The 20847-nt window shown below is 56.8% G+C and carries 12 protein-coding genes and 1 other RNA gene; 5 read left to right on the top strand and 8 right to left on the bottom strand.

What is annotated here, in order from left to right:
• Positions 1–69: 69 nt before the first annotated feature.
• The 5 genes from ABEA92_RS24825 to guaA all read right to left on the bottom strand — a co-directional run bounded on the left by ABEA92_RS24825 (position 70) and on the right by guaA (position 9169).
• Entirely contained in the window at positions 70–888 is an 819-nt protein-coding gene (locus tag ABEA92_RS24825; protein ID WP_345687348.1) for a sugar phosphate isomerase/epimerase family protein, read from the bottom strand.
• A 276-nt stretch (positions 889–1164) separates the two neighbouring features.
• The gene (locus ABEA92_RS24830) at positions 1165–5232 is read right to left on the bottom strand and encodes a hypothetical protein (RefSeq protein ID WP_345687350.1); all 4068 of its coding nucleotides are present in this window, start codon (positions 5230–5232) and stop codon (positions 1165–1167) included.
• A gap of 138 nt (positions 5233–5370) precedes the next feature.
• A complete protein-coding gene (locus tag ABEA92_RS24835; RefSeq protein WP_345687352.1) occupies positions 5371–5625 on the bottom strand; it encodes a hypothetical protein in 255 nt (84 codons plus the stop codon).
• Between the two features lie 174 nt (positions 5626–5799).
• Entirely contained in the window at positions 5800–7479 is a 1680-nt protein-coding gene (gene ettA, locus ABEA92_RS24840) for an energy-dependent translational throttle protein EttA (protein ID WP_345687354.1), read from the bottom strand.
• 103 nt (positions 7480–7582) lie between these two features.
• Positions 7583–9169, bottom strand: coding sequence for a glutamine-hydrolyzing GMP synthase (gene guaA / locus ABEA92_RS24845; protein ID WP_345687356.1), 1587 nt, complete (start codon positions 9167–9169; stop codon positions 7583–7585).
• 237 nt (positions 9170–9406) lie between these two features.
• Here guaA and surE point away from each other — a divergent pair, with 237 nt between their 5' ends.
• The 5 genes from surE (at position 9407) to ABEA92_RS24870 (ending at position 16201) form a co-directional block, all read left to right on the top strand.
• Positions 9407–10168 carry a 5'/3'-nucleotidase SurE gene (gene surE / locus ABEA92_RS24850; protein WP_345687358.1) on the top strand — a complete coding sequence of 254 codons (762 nt, stop codon included), beginning with the start codon at positions 9407–9409 and terminating at the stop codon, positions 10166–10168.
• A 162-nt stretch (positions 10169–10330) separates the two neighbouring features.
• Entirely contained in the window at positions 10331–12376 is a 2046-nt protein-coding gene (gene tkt, locus ABEA92_RS24855; RefSeq protein WP_345687360.1) for a transketolase, read from the top strand.
• 212 nt (positions 12377–12588) lie between these two features.
• The gene (locus tag ABEA92_RS24860) at positions 12589–14031 is read left to right on the top strand and encodes a PQQ-binding-like beta-propeller repeat protein (protein WP_345687362.1); all 1443 of its coding nucleotides are present in this window, start codon (positions 12589–12591) and stop codon (positions 14029–14031) included.
• A gap of 243 nt (positions 14032–14274) precedes the next feature.
• Complete coding sequence (locus tag ABEA92_RS24865; protein WP_345687364.1) at positions 14275–15396, top strand: serine/threonine-protein kinase; 1122 nt, start codon at positions 14275–14277, stop codon at positions 15394–15396.
• A 10-nt stretch (positions 15397–15406) separates the two neighbouring features.
• Positions 15407–16201 carry an inositol monophosphatase family protein gene (locus ABEA92_RS24870; RefSeq protein ID WP_345687366.1) on the top strand — a complete coding sequence of 265 codons (795 nt, stop codon included), beginning with the start codon at positions 15407–15409 and terminating at the stop codon, positions 16199–16201.
• A 245-nt stretch (positions 16202–16446) separates the two neighbouring features.
• Here the strand turns inward: ABEA92_RS24870 and dnaX are convergent, their stop codons facing one another.
• The 3 genes from dnaX to ABEA92_RS24885 form a co-directional block, all read right to left on the bottom strand.
• Positions 16447–18294, bottom strand: coding sequence for a DNA polymerase III subunit gamma/tau (gene dnaX, locus ABEA92_RS24875; RefSeq protein ID WP_345687368.1), 1848 nt, complete (start codon positions 18292–18294; stop codon positions 16447–16449).
• A 118-nt stretch (positions 18295–18412) separates the two neighbouring features.
• An RNA gene (gene ffs / locus ABEA92_RS24880) (signal recognition particle sRNA small type) lies at positions 18413–18507 on the bottom strand.
• Positions 18508–18816: 309 nt separating this feature from the next.
• Complete coding sequence (locus tag ABEA92_RS24885; RefSeq protein WP_345687370.1) at positions 18817–20703, bottom strand: hypothetical protein; 1887 nt, start codon at positions 20701–20703, stop codon at positions 18817–18819.
• Positions 20704–20847: the final 144 nt, after the last annotated feature.

The following is a 20847-nucleotide window of genomic DNA, read 5'->3' on the forward strand; positions in this document are numbered from 1 at the left end:
CACGCAGCGACCCGAGCAGGGGCACTGCAGAAGCCGATACTCTATTGACTCTTGGCAGGGCCGCTTCGTTTACTTGTTGCCGACGAGTCCGGGCATGCGATCAAAGAAGTTGCGGGCGTGATCAAGGATCTCGTCGTACGAATGAGTCTCGACATCTTCGCCGATCAATTCGACTTCCAGCGGACCGGCGTAGCGATGCTCGCGAAGCGTTTCCAGAATCGTGCGTAGCGGAACACAGCCTTCGCCCAACAAGCAGCGGTTCATCTCACCTAGCGGTGAATGGCGGGCATCGCCAAGTTGAACCAGATGCAAATGAGGCACCACGTCGGGCAGCCAACGCACAACCTCTTCGTCCATGCCGACATGGTACGTGTCCAGTACCAAACCCAAGTTGGGGCTGCCCACGGTTTCGATGATGTCGAGCGTCGATTGCAAGTCGTTCACGAACGACCATTCGTCACCACACCCCGGGTGAAATGGTTCGAGTGACAATCGAACGCCAAACTCTTCGGCCACAATCGCGATCTCGTGCAGTGCGTCACAAAGGGTGCGTCGGGCATGGTTGCGAATGTGATTGTTCTGGCCGCCGGCGAGCACGATCAAGGTGTCGGCTTTTAAATTGGCTGCGTCGCGGACCGCATGGATCGCATCGGCAATCGCATCATCGGTGGCACGTCCATCACTGCCGGTGAAACCGCCGACCCATGACAGTGACGTGACCGACATGCTGGCCTCGGCCAGCAGTTCAATGGTGCGGTCAAGACCAAAGTCTTCGAGCTTGGGACGATAGACTCCGATCCCCGTGAAGCCTCGTGATGCGTAAGCGTGAACGTCTTCTGAAAAACTCCATCGCAGTGTGGATAACTGGCTAATGGCAAGCATGTTCATCCGTGTGTCTTTGCTTGTCGAAAAGTGGTCCATTCCGATTTGGTTCTCAGTGAGTTTTTCGAACGAAATAATCCGGACGAATGTTTACAGAGTGCCCTGCGTCCATCACGTGCGGGTCGCAGTATGGATAGCTCGGCCACTTTTGTAAAGATTCGTTTATCCGCATAGCATGCAGAAGAAAATTTCGCAGAAAAAATCTCGCGAACTTAGATCGAAAAGAAAAGGGAAATCATGTTTAAAAGAAAAGGGCAGGACGCGGTCAAAACAGCGGTTTGTCTATTGCATGTGCGGCAAACGACGTCCTTGGCTGCGAGCAAGCGTCAATTGATCATTCAGTTCGCTGACACTTAGCGGTGTGACCGGAATGGTGATCAGCGATTGAGGATCAATTTCGCTACTGATTCTTCGCTTTGCTAGCTGTTCGACTTCTTCTTCCAAAGCATCTAGCCAAGCGGGAACGTCGAGTCCGACTCCGGTGGGATGCCGCGTCAAAATTTCAGATTCTTCTTCGAGCAATTCGAACGCGCGGCTGGGCTGATTGTTTTCGGCATCACGCATCGCCGGTCCCACCAACGCACGCATCCGGTCGATCGTCATTGGTTGCACAAACCGTTCAAGGATGCGGTCAGCGACCGTCGGCATTCGCATCGCATAATCCTTTTGCATTTGGCGAAGCTTGGTGACGTAGATCTCGGCTTCCGAGTCAATACGTTCGCTGAGACTGCGTCGCCACAGTACCGATGCGGCTTCGAGTCCACTTCGCACCAAGACTTCATGAGCCCACATCACTGGTTTCAAATTCCATGCAATGCGTTCATAGCGAACTCGCAAACGCAAGAAGTCCAAGAACATATAGACTAAGTCGCCACGATCGCTCTGCGTCGTCGTGCTGTTGTAATCCAGGTACTCGGCGTGATGATCAATCAATGCTTCATACACCAGTGCGATCGGTCGTTCGGCACGTGAGATCTTCAGTGCCCCCGATTCAAGATCTCTAAACAGCTTGGTGTCACAAAATTGGTCGTCCCCTTCTTCGAGGACACGTTCCAACCAAACGCCGACGCCCTGATGCAGGATGGCGCGGACGTTGCCGAGTTGCAGGAACATTTGCGTAAAGATCGGGTCGCCATACTCTTTGATGAACTCAACAAGTTGCGCCCACTTCTTCGGATCGGTGACGGTTTCCAGCGGCGACAGACGTAGCGTTTGGCTGTGTGCAAGCCAGCTGCCAAGCAGGGTTTCGGTCAGCCGTTCCAATAGCGGAATCAGGTCATCGGCAATCGCTTTTTCGTCCACCGGTTCGTCATGGTTGGCTTCGCGATTGATGCGTACCGATTCGACGATCGAAGCGACCAGAGCGCGGAATCCAACTTGGAACAGTCCATCAAACTCGGTAACTGCGCCGACGCCAATCGGATTCAATTGTTCCATCTCGCGTGCCGTTTCAATCAACTGGCATGCTTCGGCGATCAAACCACGACGGGGCAACCACAGCATCAAGTGACGCAGCACACGTTGTCGTAATCGTGCGACATAGATCTTCACCGGATCACCGCCGCGTGACAGCGGGATGTATAGCAGGTTCTTGTCACGCAGTGCCGCCAAGAACGACGGGAACTGTTTGCGAACCGCTTCGGTATCACCAGCGATTAGGGCGGCGAACATCTTGACGCTCTTCACGTCGTCTTCGACCATCTCGTCGTCGGGATCGATCGAATCCCAGCTGGTGGTCGGATGAGCCAGCAAGGCGCCGCAAACCAATCGCCGTGAATCCGACATTTCGACTGCGGTGCCGATGATTCGTTCCATCAACGAGTCACGCAGCACCCGGTGGCGGTCATAGTTCCGCATCGACTCTTTGTCGCTGCCGCCGGAGGTGATTTTGTAACGACGGACGGCATCGAGTAGCTCGAGCAGCCCGATCCGGTTTTCACGTGCGCGTGCGCCCCACGCTTCGAGCGATTGCACGCGGTCGGGCAAATCGTTTTCGTCTTCGTCCATCACGGCAACGTCGGCGGCGACGGCCCACATGCGTGCCAACGACTGCATGAAGCTGAGGTGTTCGGTCAGCCGTTTCGATTCCGCTTCGAGCTCATCGCGGCTGCCATCGTCGCCATATTCGAAAATCGCACCTTCGTTGCCATCGTCGGTGGTGTCACGATAGGACATGTCCTCGTAGGCGGCGTCATACAGTCCGCCGTCCTCGTCGTCGCCTTCTTCGATCTGCAGCAGTTCGCGATCCCAGTCGCGGTTTTTCGATGTGCCAGGCGATTGATCGAGGTTGAACTGCGGTGCGGACCAGAATGATTCGGCATTGGCTTCGAGGTAGTCGAAGAATTTACGAACCATTGGCCAGATTTTTGCCGTGTCGTTTCCGGCGGACTGTTTCAGCGCGGGCTGCACGTAGGCTTCGCCTTCGCCTTCGAGCGAGAATCGCAATCGCAGCAACCAACGCTCGGCGAGTCGCGGCAGCGAGCTGCCACCGAGTCGTAGTCCAACGCGATCGGCGTTGTTTAGCCAGTGCACCAACAACGCCATTGCGGGCGTGAAATCGTCGCGGTCAAGCAGCGCCGAGATCACTAGGGCATAAGCGCGAGGCGAGTCAAACAGTTCCGCATGCGGTGCCCAGAAAGCGATATTGCCGGCTTCGGCGCCCCCTTCGTGCCACAGCCGAAGGGCTCGCGCGACAAGTTTAGCCGACTCGTAAGATTCCAGCGGATCGGTGGCTTCGATCGAATCGATCGTGTGCGCGGCGAATTGACGCCACCACTCGGCCATTTCGCGATAGCGCGTTTCCATCTCGTCATAGGCGGCTTGGTTGTTCTGCGCTGCAGCTTCGCTCCAAACCCGGGCCATGTAACTAAACATCTGTTCGATCATGAACAACAAATCATCGACGCGGGCGTCATGGACGCTGCATTCGGGACTGGGGTACAAGCTAAAGTTGCCCCCAAACCCGAGAATGTCCCACGGGTCGATGACCGCGCCACATTCGATCGCACGGCGAAGCAGGTCGAATGTTTCCGCCGGCACACGCAGCGCGTCTTCGATCCGTCCGGCTCGCAATGCGCGTAGACCCAAGGTCATGTCGCAATCGATTCGGCAAAACATTCTCGCCGATGCTGCAGGCACCGTATCGGATTGCCGTTTGGCCGCATCCGGGTACCCCATGCGGGCATACATGCGAGCTAGTTGGACATGTTGAACCTGCACGGCGCGGCGTTCGGCAAGGGCCGCGTTTAGGTGTTGCCGGACGGCTCCAAACGGTTGCCGCCGCAGTTGTTGTTCTTGCGCCAAACGTTCGGCATGTTGGCCTTGCAATTGCCTCAATCGATCTTCGTAAAACGCGTCCCGGTAGGAAGCGATGGGCTTCATCAGCGACGTCAGAGTAATGTCGCTGGTGTACGCACCCGGCCCCCATCCGCTGATTCCCGAAGCCATCAAGATCGTGCCAGCTAGAACGGTCGCGGCTTCGACCAGCAGTTCGGATCGTTCCATGTCGCTCGGTTCACGAAGCCGGCTGAGCAGGGCATCCAGTGTGACTTGTCGCAACACGAATCGGTCGTAGTGACCGTCCAGTGTGATCGACCGAGTGTCCCAGCCGCCAAAGTGATAGTTCGGCCTTCGGTTCACCGGGTGATCAAAATCGAACGCGCGCGGGTCCAGCGAAAGCTCTTGAACGCGGTTCAGATCAAACGAGGCAGCGCGAAGGATGTCCGGGTCAGTGTCGCGGAGTACTTCCAGAGCCGCTTCGATCACATCATGATACGGGCCCGCGGAAATTCCGGCGCCGGCAATGTACAGCGGGATCGGCCGAACAAACTCGTGTGGGTACGGTTCGCAGCGGCGATTCTCGAGCACCGGTACAGGGCGATAACCAACGTAGTCGTTGAGTTGTTCGATCGCACGATCGACAATCGCTTCGTCGCTGGCGTCATTGGCATCACCGGCGAACGCAATCGCTAGGATCACGTCGGCCGCACGGCCCATGAAGAAGCCGTTGAACAGCAGTTCGGGCTGTTGGTGAAACAGCAGATCGCGATGGTAATCGACGTACGCGGGAAGCAGATCGCTCCACAGAATCTTGACGACTCGTTGAGCTTGGCTGGTATCCCGAAACGCGGCTTGGCTGGCTTGCAGCGACGCCAGCGTTTCGGTCATCCAATCCTTGAGCACCAACCACGCGGCGGGCCCGGTTAGCGGGTCCCCTGCGGATGCTTGTTGATAGACTTCGTTCCAAGCGGTGAAGATCGCGGGGTCGCTGGTGCCGGACGAGAAGTTTAGATAACCCGCCAGTCGCCGAAGCGGTTCTTTGATTGCATCGGGGGGCGATTGGTTTGGCATCTCGTAGGGCACGTTTCGGGATGAAAGCGTCGGTGGAAGGGAGGGGTGTCACTGCGGGAGTGGCAACGCCGCTTCCGGTCGGGCCGATCGGTGAATCGGATGGCCGGAAGCCTGTCCCGCTCTGTTCATGCTCTTAGCTCAGCCCTTCTTTTTCTTTTTGGTCGCCTTCTTTTTGCCAACCGTGGCTTTGGCTACCGCTTTTTTCTTGGTCGTTTTCTTTTTGCTGGTTTTCGGCGCCGGGGCGGCGGCCTTTGCTTTGCTTGTCGTTTTTTTCTTAGCCGACTTCTTGCTGGACTTTTTCTTCGTTGTCTTTTGGGGCTTGGGGCCGTCGCCGAAGATAGAGCTCCAACCGTCCGAATACTTTTCGTTTGTTCCGACTCGAAGAATGGTCATTGATTTTGTCTTTCGTTGTGGTGTGAGAGTGTGGGGTGGTTTACCCGCAAAGGGGCAGCGCAGCACATCGGTTCAGGTTGTCGAATCCGAGTGCTGCGGTACTGAATGTTCATTTTGCTGAATCCTGTTTTCCAGGAACTTCAGCCTTCGGAGGACAAAACCGCGACAGCGAAATTAACCCGCGTGAATGCTTTTGTAACGAGCTCGTTTGGAAACTTCGTCCGGATCGTCTCCCATCCGCTCACGAAGGTTTCGTTCGTAGATGTCGAAGTTGCCTTCGCACCACGTTAGCTTCCCGTCGCCTTCAAACGCCAGGATGTGCGTTGCGAGTCGATCAAGGAACCAGCGGTCGTGACTGGTGACAACCACGCAACCGGCGAAGTTCTCAATCGCCTCTTCAAGGGCGCGTAACGTATCGACATCGAGATCGTTGGTCGGTTCGTCCAACAGCAACACATTACAACCTTTTCGTAGTAGTGTTGCCAAGTGGACTCGATTGCGTTCTCCACCAGAAAGGTTGCCGACCTTCTTTTCTTGGTCGGGGCCTTTGAAGTTGAATCGCGATACATACGAGCGAGCTGCGATGCTGCGTCCGCCCATTTCCAAGTGGTCATGGCCGCCGCTGATTTCTTCGAAAACGGTCTTGTTCGGATCCAATGCGTCGCGGCTTTGGTCGACGTAGCCCAAGTCGACCGTCTCGCCAACGCGGATCGTGCCCGAGTCCGGGGTGTCTTGTCCGGTCAACATGCGGAACAGCGTGGTTTTGCCAGCCCCGTTAGGACCGATCACCCCGACGATACCACCCGGTGGCAAACGGAAACTGAGGTCGTCGATCAGGACTTTCTCGCCGAACGCTTTGTGAATGTTTTTGCCTTCGATCACAAGGTCGCCCAGGTGGCGGCCGGATGGAATTTGGATCTCCAGTTCGTCTGGTTTGTCCTCGTACGATTGAGCCGACAATTCCTCGTACGACTTGATACGAGCTTTGCTCTTCGCTTGCCGCGCTTTGGGGCTCATGCGAATCCATTCCAATTCGCGGGCAAGCGATTTATCGCGAGCCTTCTGCGTGCGTGCTTCAACCGCCAAGCGTTTCGCGCGAGCATCAAGCCAAGCGGTGTAGTTGCCTTCGAACGGGATGCCTTGGCCGCGATCGATTTCCAAAATCCACTGAGCCACGTTGTCGAGGAAGTAGCGATCGTGCGTTACGGCGACCACCGTGCCGCTGTAGCGAGCGAGGTGTTGTTCGAGCCAGGCGACCGATTCGGCGTCCAGGTGGTTGGTCGGTTCGTCCAACAGCAGCAGGTCGGGTTGGCGGATCAGTAGTTGGCACATCGCCACGCGGCGGCGTTCGCCCCCGGACAATTTGTCGATGTTCGCGTTGCCCGGCGGCAGGTTCATGACCGCCATCGCGGTTTCCACTTGGCGATCGAGTTCCCAAAGGTTTTGGGTGTCGATGATGTCCTGTAGCTTTGCCATTTCGTCGCAAAGTTTCATCATCTCGTTGTCGTCGGTGACATCGCCAAGCAGCACGCTGATCTCGTTGTAGCGATCGATCACCGCACGACGGTCGGCCACCGCGGTTTGCACGTTTTCAAAGACCGTTTTGGTCGGGTCCAGCGGCGGTTCTTGTTCCAAGTAACCCACGCTAAATCCGTTGCCCAATCGCGCGGTGCCTTCGAATTCGGTGTCCTGTCCCGCCATGATTCGCATCAGCGTGGATTTCCCGGCGCCGTTGGGGCCGAGCACGCCAATCTTTGCACCGGGGTAAAACGCCAAGTTGACCTCGTTTAACACCACCTTCTGGCCGTGTTTCTTGGTGAGGTTGGTGACTTGGTAAATGAATTGTCCAGCCATGGCAGAAGTCTGAAGTTAAAAGTGAAAGGTTGAAAAATGCTACAGGAAGAAACGGAGCAGCCTCGGGGCGACCGCGTGTTGCAGGATGCCCGCGATGTTTCCTCTATTCCCATTCAATGGTTGCTGGGGGTTTGCTGCTGATGTCGTAACACACTCGGTTGATTCCCGCGACTTCGTTGATGATCCGCGTGCTCATGCGGGCCAGCAGGTCGTAGGGCAGATGGCTCCAATCGGCGGTCATGAAGTCATCCGTTTTGACGCTGCGGATCGCAATCGCATTGTCATAGGTGCGTGCATCGCCCATCACGCCAACGCTTTGCACCGGCAACAGCACGGCAAACGATTGGCTGGTTTCGCGATACAGTCCCGCGTTGACGATCTCTTCGACGACGATCGAGTCGGCTTCGCGAAGGACTTGCAATTTTTCGCGAGTGACTTCGCCAAGGCAACGCACGGCCAAGCCGGGGCCTGGGAACGGGTGTCGCCAAACGAGCGATTCAGGTAGCCCCAATTCGAGCCCCAATCGACGCACTTCGTCTTTGAACAGGTCCCGCAGCGGTTCGATCAATTCAAACCCAAGTTCCTCGGGCAGACCGCCCACGTTGTGGTGCAGTTTGATTGTCGCCGCAGGCCCGTCGGGATCGGCGCCACTTTCGATCACGTCGGGATACAACGTGCCTTGGGCTAAGAAGTGAGCGTTTTTGATCTTGGTTGCTTCTTCTTTGAAACAGTCTATGAAGGCGAAGCCGATTCGTCGACGTTTTTCTTGTGGTTCACTGATTCCAGCCAGCGTCGCCAGGAATCGTTCTTCGGCATGGACCACGTGCAGGTCGGTTTTGAAGTGGTCGCTGAATTCGCGAATCACCAACGCTTGCTCGTCTTTGCGTAGCAAGCCGTTGTCGATCAAGATGCACGAAAGCTGTGGTCCAATCGCTTTGTACAACAGGGCCGCGACGACCGAGGAATCGACACCCCCGCTCAGTCCACAAATCACCCGGCGATCGCCGACCAATTCACGGACGTGATCGATGGCGGCTTGAGCAAAATCGCCGAGTTGCCAAGTGCCTTCGCAGCCACACACGTCGATGACAAAGTTCTTGAGGATCTGCCCGCCCTGGGGCGTATGCGTGACCTCGGGGTGAAATTGCATCCCATAGATCGGAAGCGTGCGATGCGCGATCGCGGCGTAGGGGCAGGTGCTGGTTTGAGCGAGCGGTTCGAAGACTTCCGAGATCGAAGAGACCTGGTCCCCGTGGCTCATCCAGACTTCGATTTCGCCTTCGAGGTCGCGGAACAGAGTTTCGTTATTTTTGATCGTGCATGCCGCCCGGCCGTATTCGCGGCTAGGGGTGTTGTCGACTTTGCCCCCCAGTGCGGCACAGGCCAATTGCATGCCGTAGCAGATGCCCAGCACCGGGATGCCCAATTCAAATAGTTTCGGGTCACACTTGGGCGCCCCTTCGACGTAAACGCTTGACGGCCCGCCCGACAAGATAATCCCTTTGGGATTCAGTTCAGCGATCCGATCGGCCGCGATGTCATGTCGCAGGATTTGGCAGTAAACATTTTGTTCCCGCACGCGGCGGGCGATCAGTTGGGCGTACTGGGATCCAAAATCGAGCACCACGATCCGCTGGGCGGTCAGGCTGTCGGTCGTGTATTCAGACGCAGATAAAGTCGTGTCGGCCATTGCAACGTTTGGGTTGTTTCCGCGCGTGGAAATCGTCTTTGCAGAGAGTCTTTTCGAGCGAGCGGAATGAGTGGTGTCGCAGGAAAGAATCACGAAGTGTAGAAAATGCCACATTGATACCCAAGGGGCCTGCTTGGATCGTTCTGCGATCCCGCGTTATTTTGCACGGCGTTTTTTTAGCGGCGGGGCTCCTTTGATTGCGGTATCGTTCGTCAATCTCTCTTTAAATCGATCGCAATGAGAATTTTATTAACCAACGACGACGGCGTTTTCGCTCCGGGGCTTGCCGCACTCGAACAACAACTTCGTCATTTAGGCGAGGTTGTGGTCGTGGCGCCGGCGACGGAACAGAGCGGAGTGGGGCATTCGATCACGTTTTTGTCACCGCTGACCTGCAAATCAATCCGCCGCGACGGTCGGCATTGGGCGTGGGCGGTCGATGGGTCGCCCGCCGATTGTGTGAAATTGGCGATCGCCGAGCTGTTCAAGGACAATCCGGTCGATTTGGTCGTCAGCGGGATCAATAACGGTCTCAACGCCGGCGTCAATGTGCTGTACAGCGGGACCGTCGCCGCCGCGATCGAAGGGGCTTTCTTTGGCGTGACCAGCGTCGCAGTGTCGTTGGAGTACGATCCCGATGCCGATTTCCAGGCGGCCGCCGTGATCGCACGCGACGTCGTCGGCGGACTGATGAAACGTTCCGAAGCCAAGGGAAAACTCTTTAATCTGAATATCCCCACTGCAGCCACGCTTTCGCCTCCCCATCTAGCGATCGTCCCGATGGGGCTGGACCAATACGGCCGAACTTACGAAAAACGCCAAGATCCGGGGGGGCGAGACTACTACTGGGCGCTTTGGTCGGAACCCAAGCAACCACCGGCCGAACACTTCGATGTGACCGCATTACGCAACGGTAACGTGACTCTAACCCCCCTACAGTTCGACCTCACCGTTCAGCCGCTGCTGGAATCGATGGGGGATTGGGGGCTCGAGATTTGACGGACCCTTTTGGCGTTCGCTCCGGGCGGCTAATATTTGCAGAACTGTACCATTTTGCTGTGGTCGCGTATCCCTTCCACAGCCCCTGTTAAAATCGCCATTTCCACGAAACGAATCGCGGATTTACTTATTCCAACCCTCTTCCAGAGAGCGACTGTACCGATGAGCGTAGCCACCACGAACATTCAAACTCTAGCCATCGATACCATCCGAGCCCTCAGCATGGATGCTGTGCAGACAGCAAACAGCGGGCACCCCGGTACCCCCATGGCATTGGCCCCGGTGGCTTACCAAGTCTTCAACAAGACGATGACTTACGATCCCGCTCGTCCGCATTGGCCCAACCGCGATCGATTCGTGCTGTCGTGTGGCCACGCATCGATGTTGCTCTACAGCACGCTGCATTTGGCGGGAGTTAAGGCGGTCGATAAATCGGGCAAGGTTCTCGATGAGCTTTCGATCAAGCTCGAAGACATCAAGAACTTTCGTCAAATTGGCAGCGTTTGTGCCGGGCACCCCGAGTTCGCTGAGGCGGCCGGGATCGAAACGACCACGGGGCCGCTGGGAGCCGGTGTCAGCAATTCGGTCGGGATGGCGATGGCCGAAAAATGGCTCGCGGCAAACTACAACACGGACGACGAGGTGCTGTTTGACTACAACACCTACGCGCTCTGCAGTGATGGGGACTTGATGGAAGGCGTTGCTTGTGAAGCCGCTTCGGTCGCCGGCCACCTGAAACTCGACAACCTGTGCTGGTTGTACGACGACAACCATATCACGATCGAAGGCGACACCGATCTTTCGTTCAGCGAAGATGTTGCGACCCGCTTCGAAGGGTTGGGGTGGAACGTGCTTCGCGTGGATGATGCCAACGACACCAAAGCCTTGGCTGCAGCACTGGAAAAATTCCATGCATGCAAAGACAAACCGACGTTGATCATCGTTCGCAGCGTGATCGGTTGGGGGGCGCCAAACAAGCAAAATACGCACGGGGCGCACGGTGCACCCCTTGGATGGGACGAAGTCGCGTTGGCCAAAAAAGCCTACGGATTGCCGACGGACGAGAAATTCTACGTGCCCGAGGGAGTTCGCGAAGACTTTGCGAGCAATGTCGGAGCCCGCGGCAGCGAAGCGTCCGAAGCTTGGGATGCCGTGTGGGCGAAGTATCAGAAGTCGAATCCCGAAAAAGCGGCTGAACTCGAAGCGATGTTCGCTGGCAAATTGCCTGAAGGATGGGACAAGGACATTCCAGTCTTCGAAGCGAGCGAAAAAGGGGACGCGACCCGCAATAGCAGCGGCAAGGTGCTCAACGCGATCGCCAAGAACATCCCGTTCATGATCGGGGGATCCGCCGACTTGGCTCCTAGTAACAAGAGCGATTTGACGTTCGAAGGTGCGGGCGATTTTCTGCCTGGGCAGTACAAAGGCCGCAACCTGCACTTTGGAATCCGCGAGCACGCGATGTCCGGAATCGTCAATGGTTTGTCGCTCTCAGGACTGCGAAGCTACGCGGCGACCTTCTTCGTGTTCAGCGATTACATGCGAGGCGGGCTGCGATTGAGCAGCATCATGCATCAACCGGTGATCTACATTCTGACGCACGATTCGATCGGCGTGGGTGAAGACGGGCCAACGCATCAACCGATCGAGCATTTGACCGCTTGCCGTGCCATTCCGGGGATGAACGTTTTCCGTCCCGGCGATGCGAACGAAGTGGCCGAATGTTATCGCGCGGCGATGAACATCAGTGACCACCCGTCGATGTTCGTATTGTCACGTCAGAACATGCCGACTTTGGACCGCACCAAGTATGCAGCGGCCAGCGGATGCAGTCGCGGTGGCTACATCTTGAGTGATTGCGAGGGAACCCCCGACGTGATCCTGATGGGCAGCGGCAGCGAATTGTACATGGCTGTCGATGCGGCAACTGAACTGACCGCGGCCGGCAAAAAGGTGCGTGTCGTCAGCATGCCTTGTATGGACATCTTTGCTAACCAGGATCAAGCGTACATTGATAGTGTGTTGCCGCCCGAAGTGACCAACCGGGTCGCCGTTGAGGCGGGAATCCGCATGTGCTGGGATCGCTGGATTGGCAGCAAGGGCAAGTTTGTGGGCATGAGCGGTTTTGGGGCCAGCGGGCCATTTGACGCCGTTTATGAGCACTTTGGTATCAATACAGCTGCAGTGGTTGCCGCGGCTAAAGGTTGATCCTACGGTGCTTTCGGGGCAGACCGAGTTTGAGCGAGTGGTTTTTATCTAGGCGTGTGCCTACTATGTCTCGTTGGCGGTCCCTTGGTGGGGCCGCCATTGATTTCCATCGCGATTGCAAGACGAAGGTTTGTTCGATGTGCTGTTTGCACCTCCGATACCGACACGGTTCACTGCATAGGATCGTTCTAGGATTGCTGTGTTGGGGGGCGATGGGTGAATCGCAGCTGTGGGCCGATTGGCCGCAGTGGCGCGGAGCCAACCGCGATGGGTACGCTGAATCGACTAACTTGATTCGCGATTTGCCCGCAGCGGGGCTGTCGCCGATGTGGGAATTGACCGGCTTTGAAGGCGGAAATTCCGGCGGATGGAGTTCGCCGGTCATTGCCGATGGCAAGGTCTACGTCTACGCCCACACCAAGAGCAAGAAAGAGGGGGGCACGCTGGGGCAGGCACAATACCCTTGGTTGCCGCCTGAAAAACGCACCGGGATGACCGATGCCGAGTACGAAGCGTACGAGGTCAAACGGCGTGATGAAAACGAGGCTCGTGCGAAGGCGTTCTCTTTCGAGCAGCGAGTCGTTTGCTTGGATTTAGAATCGGGCGAAACGATTTGGGACAAGCGAACGCCAGTGGTTTACACGCGATTTGTTCAATCGGGAACGCCGTGTGTTGCCGATGGAAAACTTTTGGTCCTCGGCCCCGAGCGAACGGCGTATTGCTACGACGCAGAAACAGGCAACGTGATTTGGACCGAGCGGTTGTCCGGCGAATTTCGTGACGAGTTCTTCGCTAGCTCGTTTGTCGTGCACGCGGATGTGGCGATGGTGGCCTGTGGAGCCCTGGTCGCGTTGGATGTGTCAGATGGCCGTTTGTTGTGGCAGGGACAGACACCGCTGGATTACGCATCGCATAGCAGTCCGGTGGTTTGGCAGTTGGGGGATCAGCCAAGCCGTGCGGACGTCGTGATCGCCAACACCAAAGGCGGGCGAACCGAAGCCTATCGAATTGCCGATGGGACATGGTTATGGGATCTGCAATCGGGGGCCGGGCAATCAACGCCGATTGTCACCGCAGATTTGTTGTTGACCTATGGATCGTCGCGAAAGAATGGTTTGAGTGCGTATCGGTTGGACGCCACAGCGGCGGACGTCGCGCCTGAATTGGCGTGGCGTTTTCGCGGGGCTGCGGATTCTGGATCGACGCCGGCTGTGTACAAAAACTCAGTTTTTGTGCAAGGCGAAAAGCGGTTGGCCAAGGTTCGTTTGCAGGATGGGGATACTGTTTGGCAAACCACGTTGTCCATTTCCAATCCTCGCTACACATCCCCGGTGGTAGCCGGCGACCTGCTTTATTTCGGTTGGGATGGCGTGTTGTGTGTGGATGCCGCAAACGATCGATATCGGGCGCTTTTTGATGCGGAAATTGATTCCGAAGGACGCCTAATCAAGAGTGACGATTTGAGAAGCAAGTTGAATCTTGACGCGATCGAAGAGCAGGATGGGGCTGGCGAAGCAGAGAAGGTTTGGCAGAAAGCACTCTCGTTTGGCCCGTTGGCGTGTGCAACGCCTGCAATCAGCGATGGGGTCATGTTGGTTCGTCGACGCGACTCTCTGGTCTGCTATCAACTGGGCACTGAGGGCGAAGCGAGGTAGGGCTATCTGGTGGGTGTCTTCAAGGGGGTAATCGAGGGAATATCGGATCACCGTGATTCGCGATATGTTTGGCGGATCGATTCGCGTTGGGCCCCATTTTAGCATCATTTATCTTCATTTACGGGGGATTGGTTTTCCTAACTTGTTGGTAGGCGGGACTTTTTAAACAGTACAAATCGAGCGGGTGCCCGTTAATACACTTAGGGGGGCTTGTCTTGATAAAACAAGGATGGGCAGCAACTTATGCAAGCGACAACACGATTTGAGCCGAATCCCACGGTGACTCTTCATGGGTCGGCTCATGGTAATACCGATAAAGAGTTGGTGCGTCGCTATGATGAACTCACTCGGGCGCCGAAGGTCAGCTGGACGGGGCATCATCATTTGCTTCGTCTGCTCGGCCAGGGCGGCCAGGGTGAAGTGTATCTGACCGAGTACCGAGGCACCGACGGGTTTACCGTTCCGGTGGCGATGAAGGTGTTCTCGCCGGAACGCTACACCGATGCACGTGCCTACGAAGAATCGATGGCGCGGGTCGCCACGGTGGCGGCTCGTGTGGCGTTGATCCAGCACGACAATTTGCTGGACGTGCAGAATTTCTTCGAACGCGACCGCATCCGCATCATGATGATGGAATGGGTTGATGGTTACGATTTGCGGCAATTGGTTTCGCCGAGCTGTTTAGAGTTGCTACACAATCGTGTCAGCCAGCGGCGTTGGGATTACATCAACGAGGTGATCCTGACCGATGGGATGCAGCAGTCGCGTTTCAAGGCCGGTGTGGCCGTCGCAATTGTGCGTGAATGTTTAGCGGCGCTTGCCGCGCTGCATCGTGAAAATATCGTCCACGGCGATGTCAAACCAGCGAACATCATGCTGAAGCGATCCGGGCACACCAAGTTGATCGACATGGGGTCGGCGTTCGATTTCACCAACCCGCCGCGGGATCGCGAGTGTACTCCGGTATACGCCGCTCCCGAAGTCCTTGAAAACAACGAAGCGACACCGCGCAGTGACTTGGCCAGCGTGGGCTACGTGTTAATCGAATTGTTAAGCGGCTTGAATCCGTTTAGTGAATTTGAGAATCTAAGGCAATTGTTGCAAGCCAAACGCGAGCTCCCGGCTCGTTTGCACAAAATTTTGCCCGGCGATGTGCTGCGAAACGAATTGCTGATGAACTTTTTGTTGGGGCTGATCGCACCGGATCCGAATCGACGCTTTCCCAGCGCCGAGGCGGCCGAGCATGTCGAGCAAGGCGCTGCGGCATTTCATCGTCAATTGATTCGCAGCGACATGGCAACTGAGTACGACAATGACATTCGCGTCTGGCTCGAAGAGCTCAGGCAACTCGAGGAATTTGAGTAGTAGTTTTAGGATGGATCAGCAGCATCTAGAAGTCGCAGTGGCTGCGGCAAAAGCCGGCGCGGTCGAATTAATGGCTCGCCGAGACGACCGAGTGGTGCGTGAGAAAGCTCCCAAAGATCTGGTGACCGACGCGGATCTCGCCTCGCAGAAAGCCGTTCGCAAAATTTTGATGGATGCGTTTGCCGGCTACGGCTTCGTGGGCGAAGAGGAAGGTGAAAATGAGCCTCCCGAAGCGGTGCGACAGGGCAAACAGGACGCGCCGCCTTGCTGGGTCGTTGATCCGCTCGACGGCACCGTCAATTATGTCCATCGCTTGCAAAGTTTTGCAGTTTCAATCGGGTTGTATGTCGCCGGAAAGATGCGGCTGGGCGTGATTTACGATCCTGTCTGTGATGAAATGTTTACCGCGATCGATGGCGGTGGCGCTTTTGTCAACGGTCGCCCGATGCACGTCAGTGGTCAAGAAAATCTATACGACAGCATGATGGCGTGCAGTTTTCCAGCGGGCGTGAAGGGGGATTCGCCGGACGTGGCCCGCTTCGTTCGTGTGCTTGAAAAAACACGCGCGCTGCGGCGACTTGGTTCCTGTGCACTGAATCTTTGCTACGTCGCCGATGGCCGCTTGGATGGCTATTGGGCTACCTGCGTGCACTCGTGGGACGCCGCTGCCGGGATCGTCATTGCTCGCGAATCCGGAGCCACGTTGACCTCGTATGACGGATCCGAGTTTGACGATTGGGAGCCGCGGTTTTGTGTTTCGAGTTCGCCGAAACTGCAGCAGTCGCTGGTCGAATTGTTGGCGTAACGCTAGAGAGCGTTTTTTCTTGTAGCGTCTGCACCAATTTCGCCGTAGCGGAAGTCGTCAAGACTTTCGTTCTCATGTCGTATGCCTGCCAGGAATCTTTGGCGGCTCGTTGATCTAATCCAACTGCAAATCGCAACGTTGAGCCGCGGGCCGTGAGGCGCCGGGTCGTGCGTGGGACCCGGCCGCTGACGCGTCGCGGCTCACTGAATCAAAAGCCACGCAGAAAGCTCGCGGCGAAATCGTGGCTAGCGTGGCTTTTCAATTTTCACGATCTCGGCGTCAAACACCTCGACGATGGATTTGACCAACGGGTTGGCTTCAATCTCCTTCATTCGCTGCATTCTCGCTTTGCCTGGCTCCACCGGTGCCGCTTTGACTTGAACCGGTTTGGGAGCGGCCAATTGAAATTCGAGCACAATGTCTCGCCCCGCCAATTTTGCGACGGCGGTATTCAGCGAGGTCTTGTGCTGCGGGTTTTCGCAGCGGCTGTATGCAAGCTTGGATTCTCCGGGAAAGACAAGCCGCAGCTTGCCTTCTTCGGCCACGACACGCTGAACCGCCCGAGCCAAGGTTTCGGTCATCGGTTCGACCATCGTGATCGCTTCCTGCCAAATCCGTTCGGCATTGGCCTGGTTCCAAGCGACTGCCGCGCGAGGCGGTGATGTGTCGTTGGGCTCTGGCGGGATTGCTTGATCCGGGGCGTCTGTCGACGCTGCTGCGGGCGATTGGACCGGGGCCTGTGGTTGCGCAGCTGTTTGCGGCTGAGCGGCTGCCGCCGTCGTTGCTGTGGAGCCCGTTACAGTAGCGTTTGTTGTTGCCGCCGGGCGATTCGGTTCGGTCGCCGCGGCGGGCGGGGCAGAACCGGCGTTAGCTACTATGTTTTTTTTTTCGCCAGACGAACCGTGATGAGTCGGAGAGGCTGCGATGGAATCGGCGGCAGCAGCCAAGTCGGCGATCTGTTGCAGATCGGGCAGGTTGCAGATCTGGATCGCCGTGGCTTCGAGCAGAACGCGAGCGTAAACGCTGTGGCGAATTCGTACGAGCGTTTGGTCGACAAGGCCAACTACCGCCAAGACGGTTTGTAGTCCCCAGCGTTGACCGAGTTCGTTGAGTTCATCATACAGAGCCGTCGAGGTGTGACGCATCAGCGTCGCGTCACAGCCAACGGTCACGGCCATCAGGTCGCGGAAATAGGCGAGCAGCTGTTCTGCCAAACGACCTGCGTCGACTCCGGCGTCAATGCCTGCATCCAATTGACGAATCACCTCGGCGGCGTCGCGCTCGGCCATCGCTTTGGCCAGTGCATGGAGCCGTTCATCGTCGGCCGTGCCCAGCATCGCGTGAACTTGTTCGGCCGTTAGATTGCCATCGCTGAAGCTAAGGACTTGTTCAAGCAGCGATTGGCTGTCTCGCATCGAACCGGCAGCGCGACGCGCGATCAGTTCGAGTGCCTTGTCGTCGGCTTCGGCGTTCTCGGCCTGCACGATTTCTCGCAGCCGATTGACGATCTTGGGAACTTCGACCGGCGCGAAATCAAACCGTTGGCAACGGCTCAATACGGTGATGGGAAGTTTTTCGGGATCCGTCGTGCAGAAGATGAACTTCACATGCTCGGGGGGTTCTTCGAGCGTTTTCAGCAGCGCGTTGAAGGCCGCGCCGGTCAACATGTGAACTTCGTCGATGATGTAAATCTTGTACCGCGAGCGGCTTGGGCGGACTCCCACGTTGGCACGCAGCGAGCGAATTTCGTCGATCCCGCGATTGCTGGCACCGTCGATTTCGATCACATCAACGTCTTCGCCCGAGTCAATCGCTTGCGCCACATCGGTGCTGTTGTCCGGCGTCGCCGTTGGTCCCGATGGATCGTTGAGCGCTTTGGCGAAAATCCGCGCGGTTGACGTCTTGCCGACCCCACGTGCCCCGGTGAATAGATAGGCATGCCCTACGCGATTGGTTTCGATCGCGTTTTTCAGCGCGCGGCCGACGTGGTCTTGGCCCACCAATTGGTCAAACGCACGAGGACGATACCGCCGTGCGACCACCACATACGAGTCTTGGGAAGAGGCGTTCTGCTGACCGGAAGACTCAGGCATGGTGCGGGGCAAAAGCGTTCGCGTAATGATTTTTCAACGCGTCGCGAGCAAGCGTCTTGCGTTTGTTCGATCCCAAACGTTTCAAGAGCGAAATGCGTTGAGGTGAAATGTCATGCCCGAAAGAGGCGACCCTCACACAGAGCTACACCGCTTATGGCTGCTCCAGTTAAGGCCTGACCAGGTTCACGATTCACAATCGCAAGGGTCGCCACTTTCGGACACGATTCAATTCACTGAGGACGCGTGATTCTGACAGAAAAACGGTTTCTTGGGAACCGTCCCACTGCAAAAGAGCTGAGTTGAAAACAGATTCTTGCTGGCGGACCGTCAATGCCATTTACTTTAGTAACGCTCCGCTTACGAAAACCAATCCGCTTGGGACGAAAGTAGATTGCACTGGGGGGGACCGCGGCGGCTTCGTCCGTGGGAATTGGGGACGAAGCAACGCCAGTCTGTTCCAATGGCTTTTGCGTTCCAAGCGATTTTTACGACCAGGATCGTTAGGATCCTTTGGCTCCATCGCTAGCGGCGTTTGCCACCTCGACCACGTCCACCGCCGCCACGGGCAGGTGTCTTTTTGTGGTTTTCGACATTGGCATCGACCAGGATGCTGACCGTTTCAAGCCAAGTCGGTGCGCTGGGGCGATCCGCCGATCCAGCAGCGGACGACTCATTGCGACGTCCCCGACCACGCGAACGCGACGAGGTATCAGACGAGTTGTCTCGGTCTGCAGAATCGCGTCCCTTGGAATCTCGGTTGCCACGTGATCCACGGCCCGATTGCGAACGCGATTTTTCACGGCGAAGGGCTTCGGCTTCGTCATCGTCTTCCATGTCATCGACAAACGAAGGAAGTTCGCCAAAGGCGTCCGACGTATCATCGTTGTCGACGTCTTTGCTCTCGTCCGCATTACGGGACTCATCACGATTGCGTCCACGTCGTCCGCCACGGCGGCCGCGTCGTCGCGAGCGAGGTCGCGGAGCATCTTCGTCGCGATCCGCAGCCGCATCACCCGACTTGGCCGAGGTGTCGTCGCTGTCTTGTTCGTCGACGAGCAGTTCGTCGTCGTCAATGTCGTCTACAAACAGATTGGCACCGAAACCACCTTCATCCGCATCGCGGTTCGCATGGCGACCACGATCCGACCGTGAGCGATCCGAACGGTTGCTTGGTTCATCCGACGATTTTGCTGCACTTCGTTGGCGGCGACCGCCTTCGGCAGCCGGGCTTCGCTGGGAGTCGCGAGACGAATCGCGTGAGGAGCGGCCTCGGCCGCCACGATCACGACCGGAATCATCGCCACGACCGGCATCATCGCTGCTGTCAGCCGCTTCTGCTGGTTTCGCAGGGCTGCCTTCGTTGCGTTCGAGCTCTTCTTCGGTAATCCGTTGGCGGACGCCTCGGCGGCGACCACGGCGACGTGGTTTGCGTTCGTTCCCCTCAGAATCTTTGTCGTCGAACGAAGATTTCTTCGAGATGAACTTTTGGTCCGAATCGGTCGAGGATTCGGTATCGCGGCTACGTGCGGGACGCTTGGGCGACTCGCTCGATCGCTCGCGGCTTTCGGTAGCCGATTTTTCCTGACGGGCTGGTTTTTCCTGGTGGGCTGGCCTTTCCTGACGGGCCGGTTTTTCGCTGCGAGGCGCGCCAAAACCTGCGTCGACGTCGCTGGCGTCGTCATCGTCGTCGGCGATGTCCAAACCGAGTCCGGTGCCAAATCCGCCGCGTTTTTCTGCCTTGGCCGGTTCAGGATCGCGTTTTTCTGCCTGCTTTTCCGCTCGAACGCTGCGTTCTCGAGAGCTGCGTTCTCGAGCAACCTCGGGCTCCGGCTTGGATTCCCGCTCGATTGCGAAATCATCGTCCACCGCAACGCCCAACTGGTTGGCCAAGCTGCCCCAAGCACGATCGGTATCGGCATTTTCAGGTTCTTCGGCCGCCCCGATGGGTTTGGATTTCTCTTGCAATCCAGCAGTGCCTACCGGATCGCGAGGTCGATCTTGGAACGATTTTTTGGGGGCCGCGTCCGTGGGGCGACTTGATGGTCCAGCTGGCTTGGCTACCGATTCTGTTTTCTTAGGAGGACCAAAGCCGGGGATTTTTTGTGGTGGAGTGGGCGAACGCAAAGCCTCTAGCACGTCTTCGACACTTTTCGGAGTGTCGCCCGACTCTTCGCTGCTGACCGGGCTCGGAGCACTGCGTCGCTGTGGCGTCGTTCCCGAATCGGAAAGTTTTTTCGCGTTCGAGTCCGATTCAGGGGAAGAAGAAGGGGCCGATGACTCGGCTTTGGGTTTTTCGGATTCCGCAGAAGAGGCAGGCGACTGAGGAGGAGAGGTTTTCTTTTTTGGGGAATCGCTTGAGCCAGAAGTGCCCAAGAGATTGGCAAGAAAGTTCCAGTGATCAGATCTCATGGATAACTGTTTGGGTAGAATTTTTTGTGTTTTGTAGTGTTTTGGTCGGTCGCAGCAGCAGGGTGGAGCGTCGGCAGCCTACCGGTGTGTCGTGGTAGGTGCTCGGTAATCGCATCAAACGTGATCCGCGCGAATCCAGCAAAA

The organism is Novipirellula caenicola (assembly GCF_039545035.1).
GTDB lineage: Bacteria > Planctomycetota > Planctomycetia > Pirellulales > Pirellulaceae > Novipirellula > Novipirellula caenicola.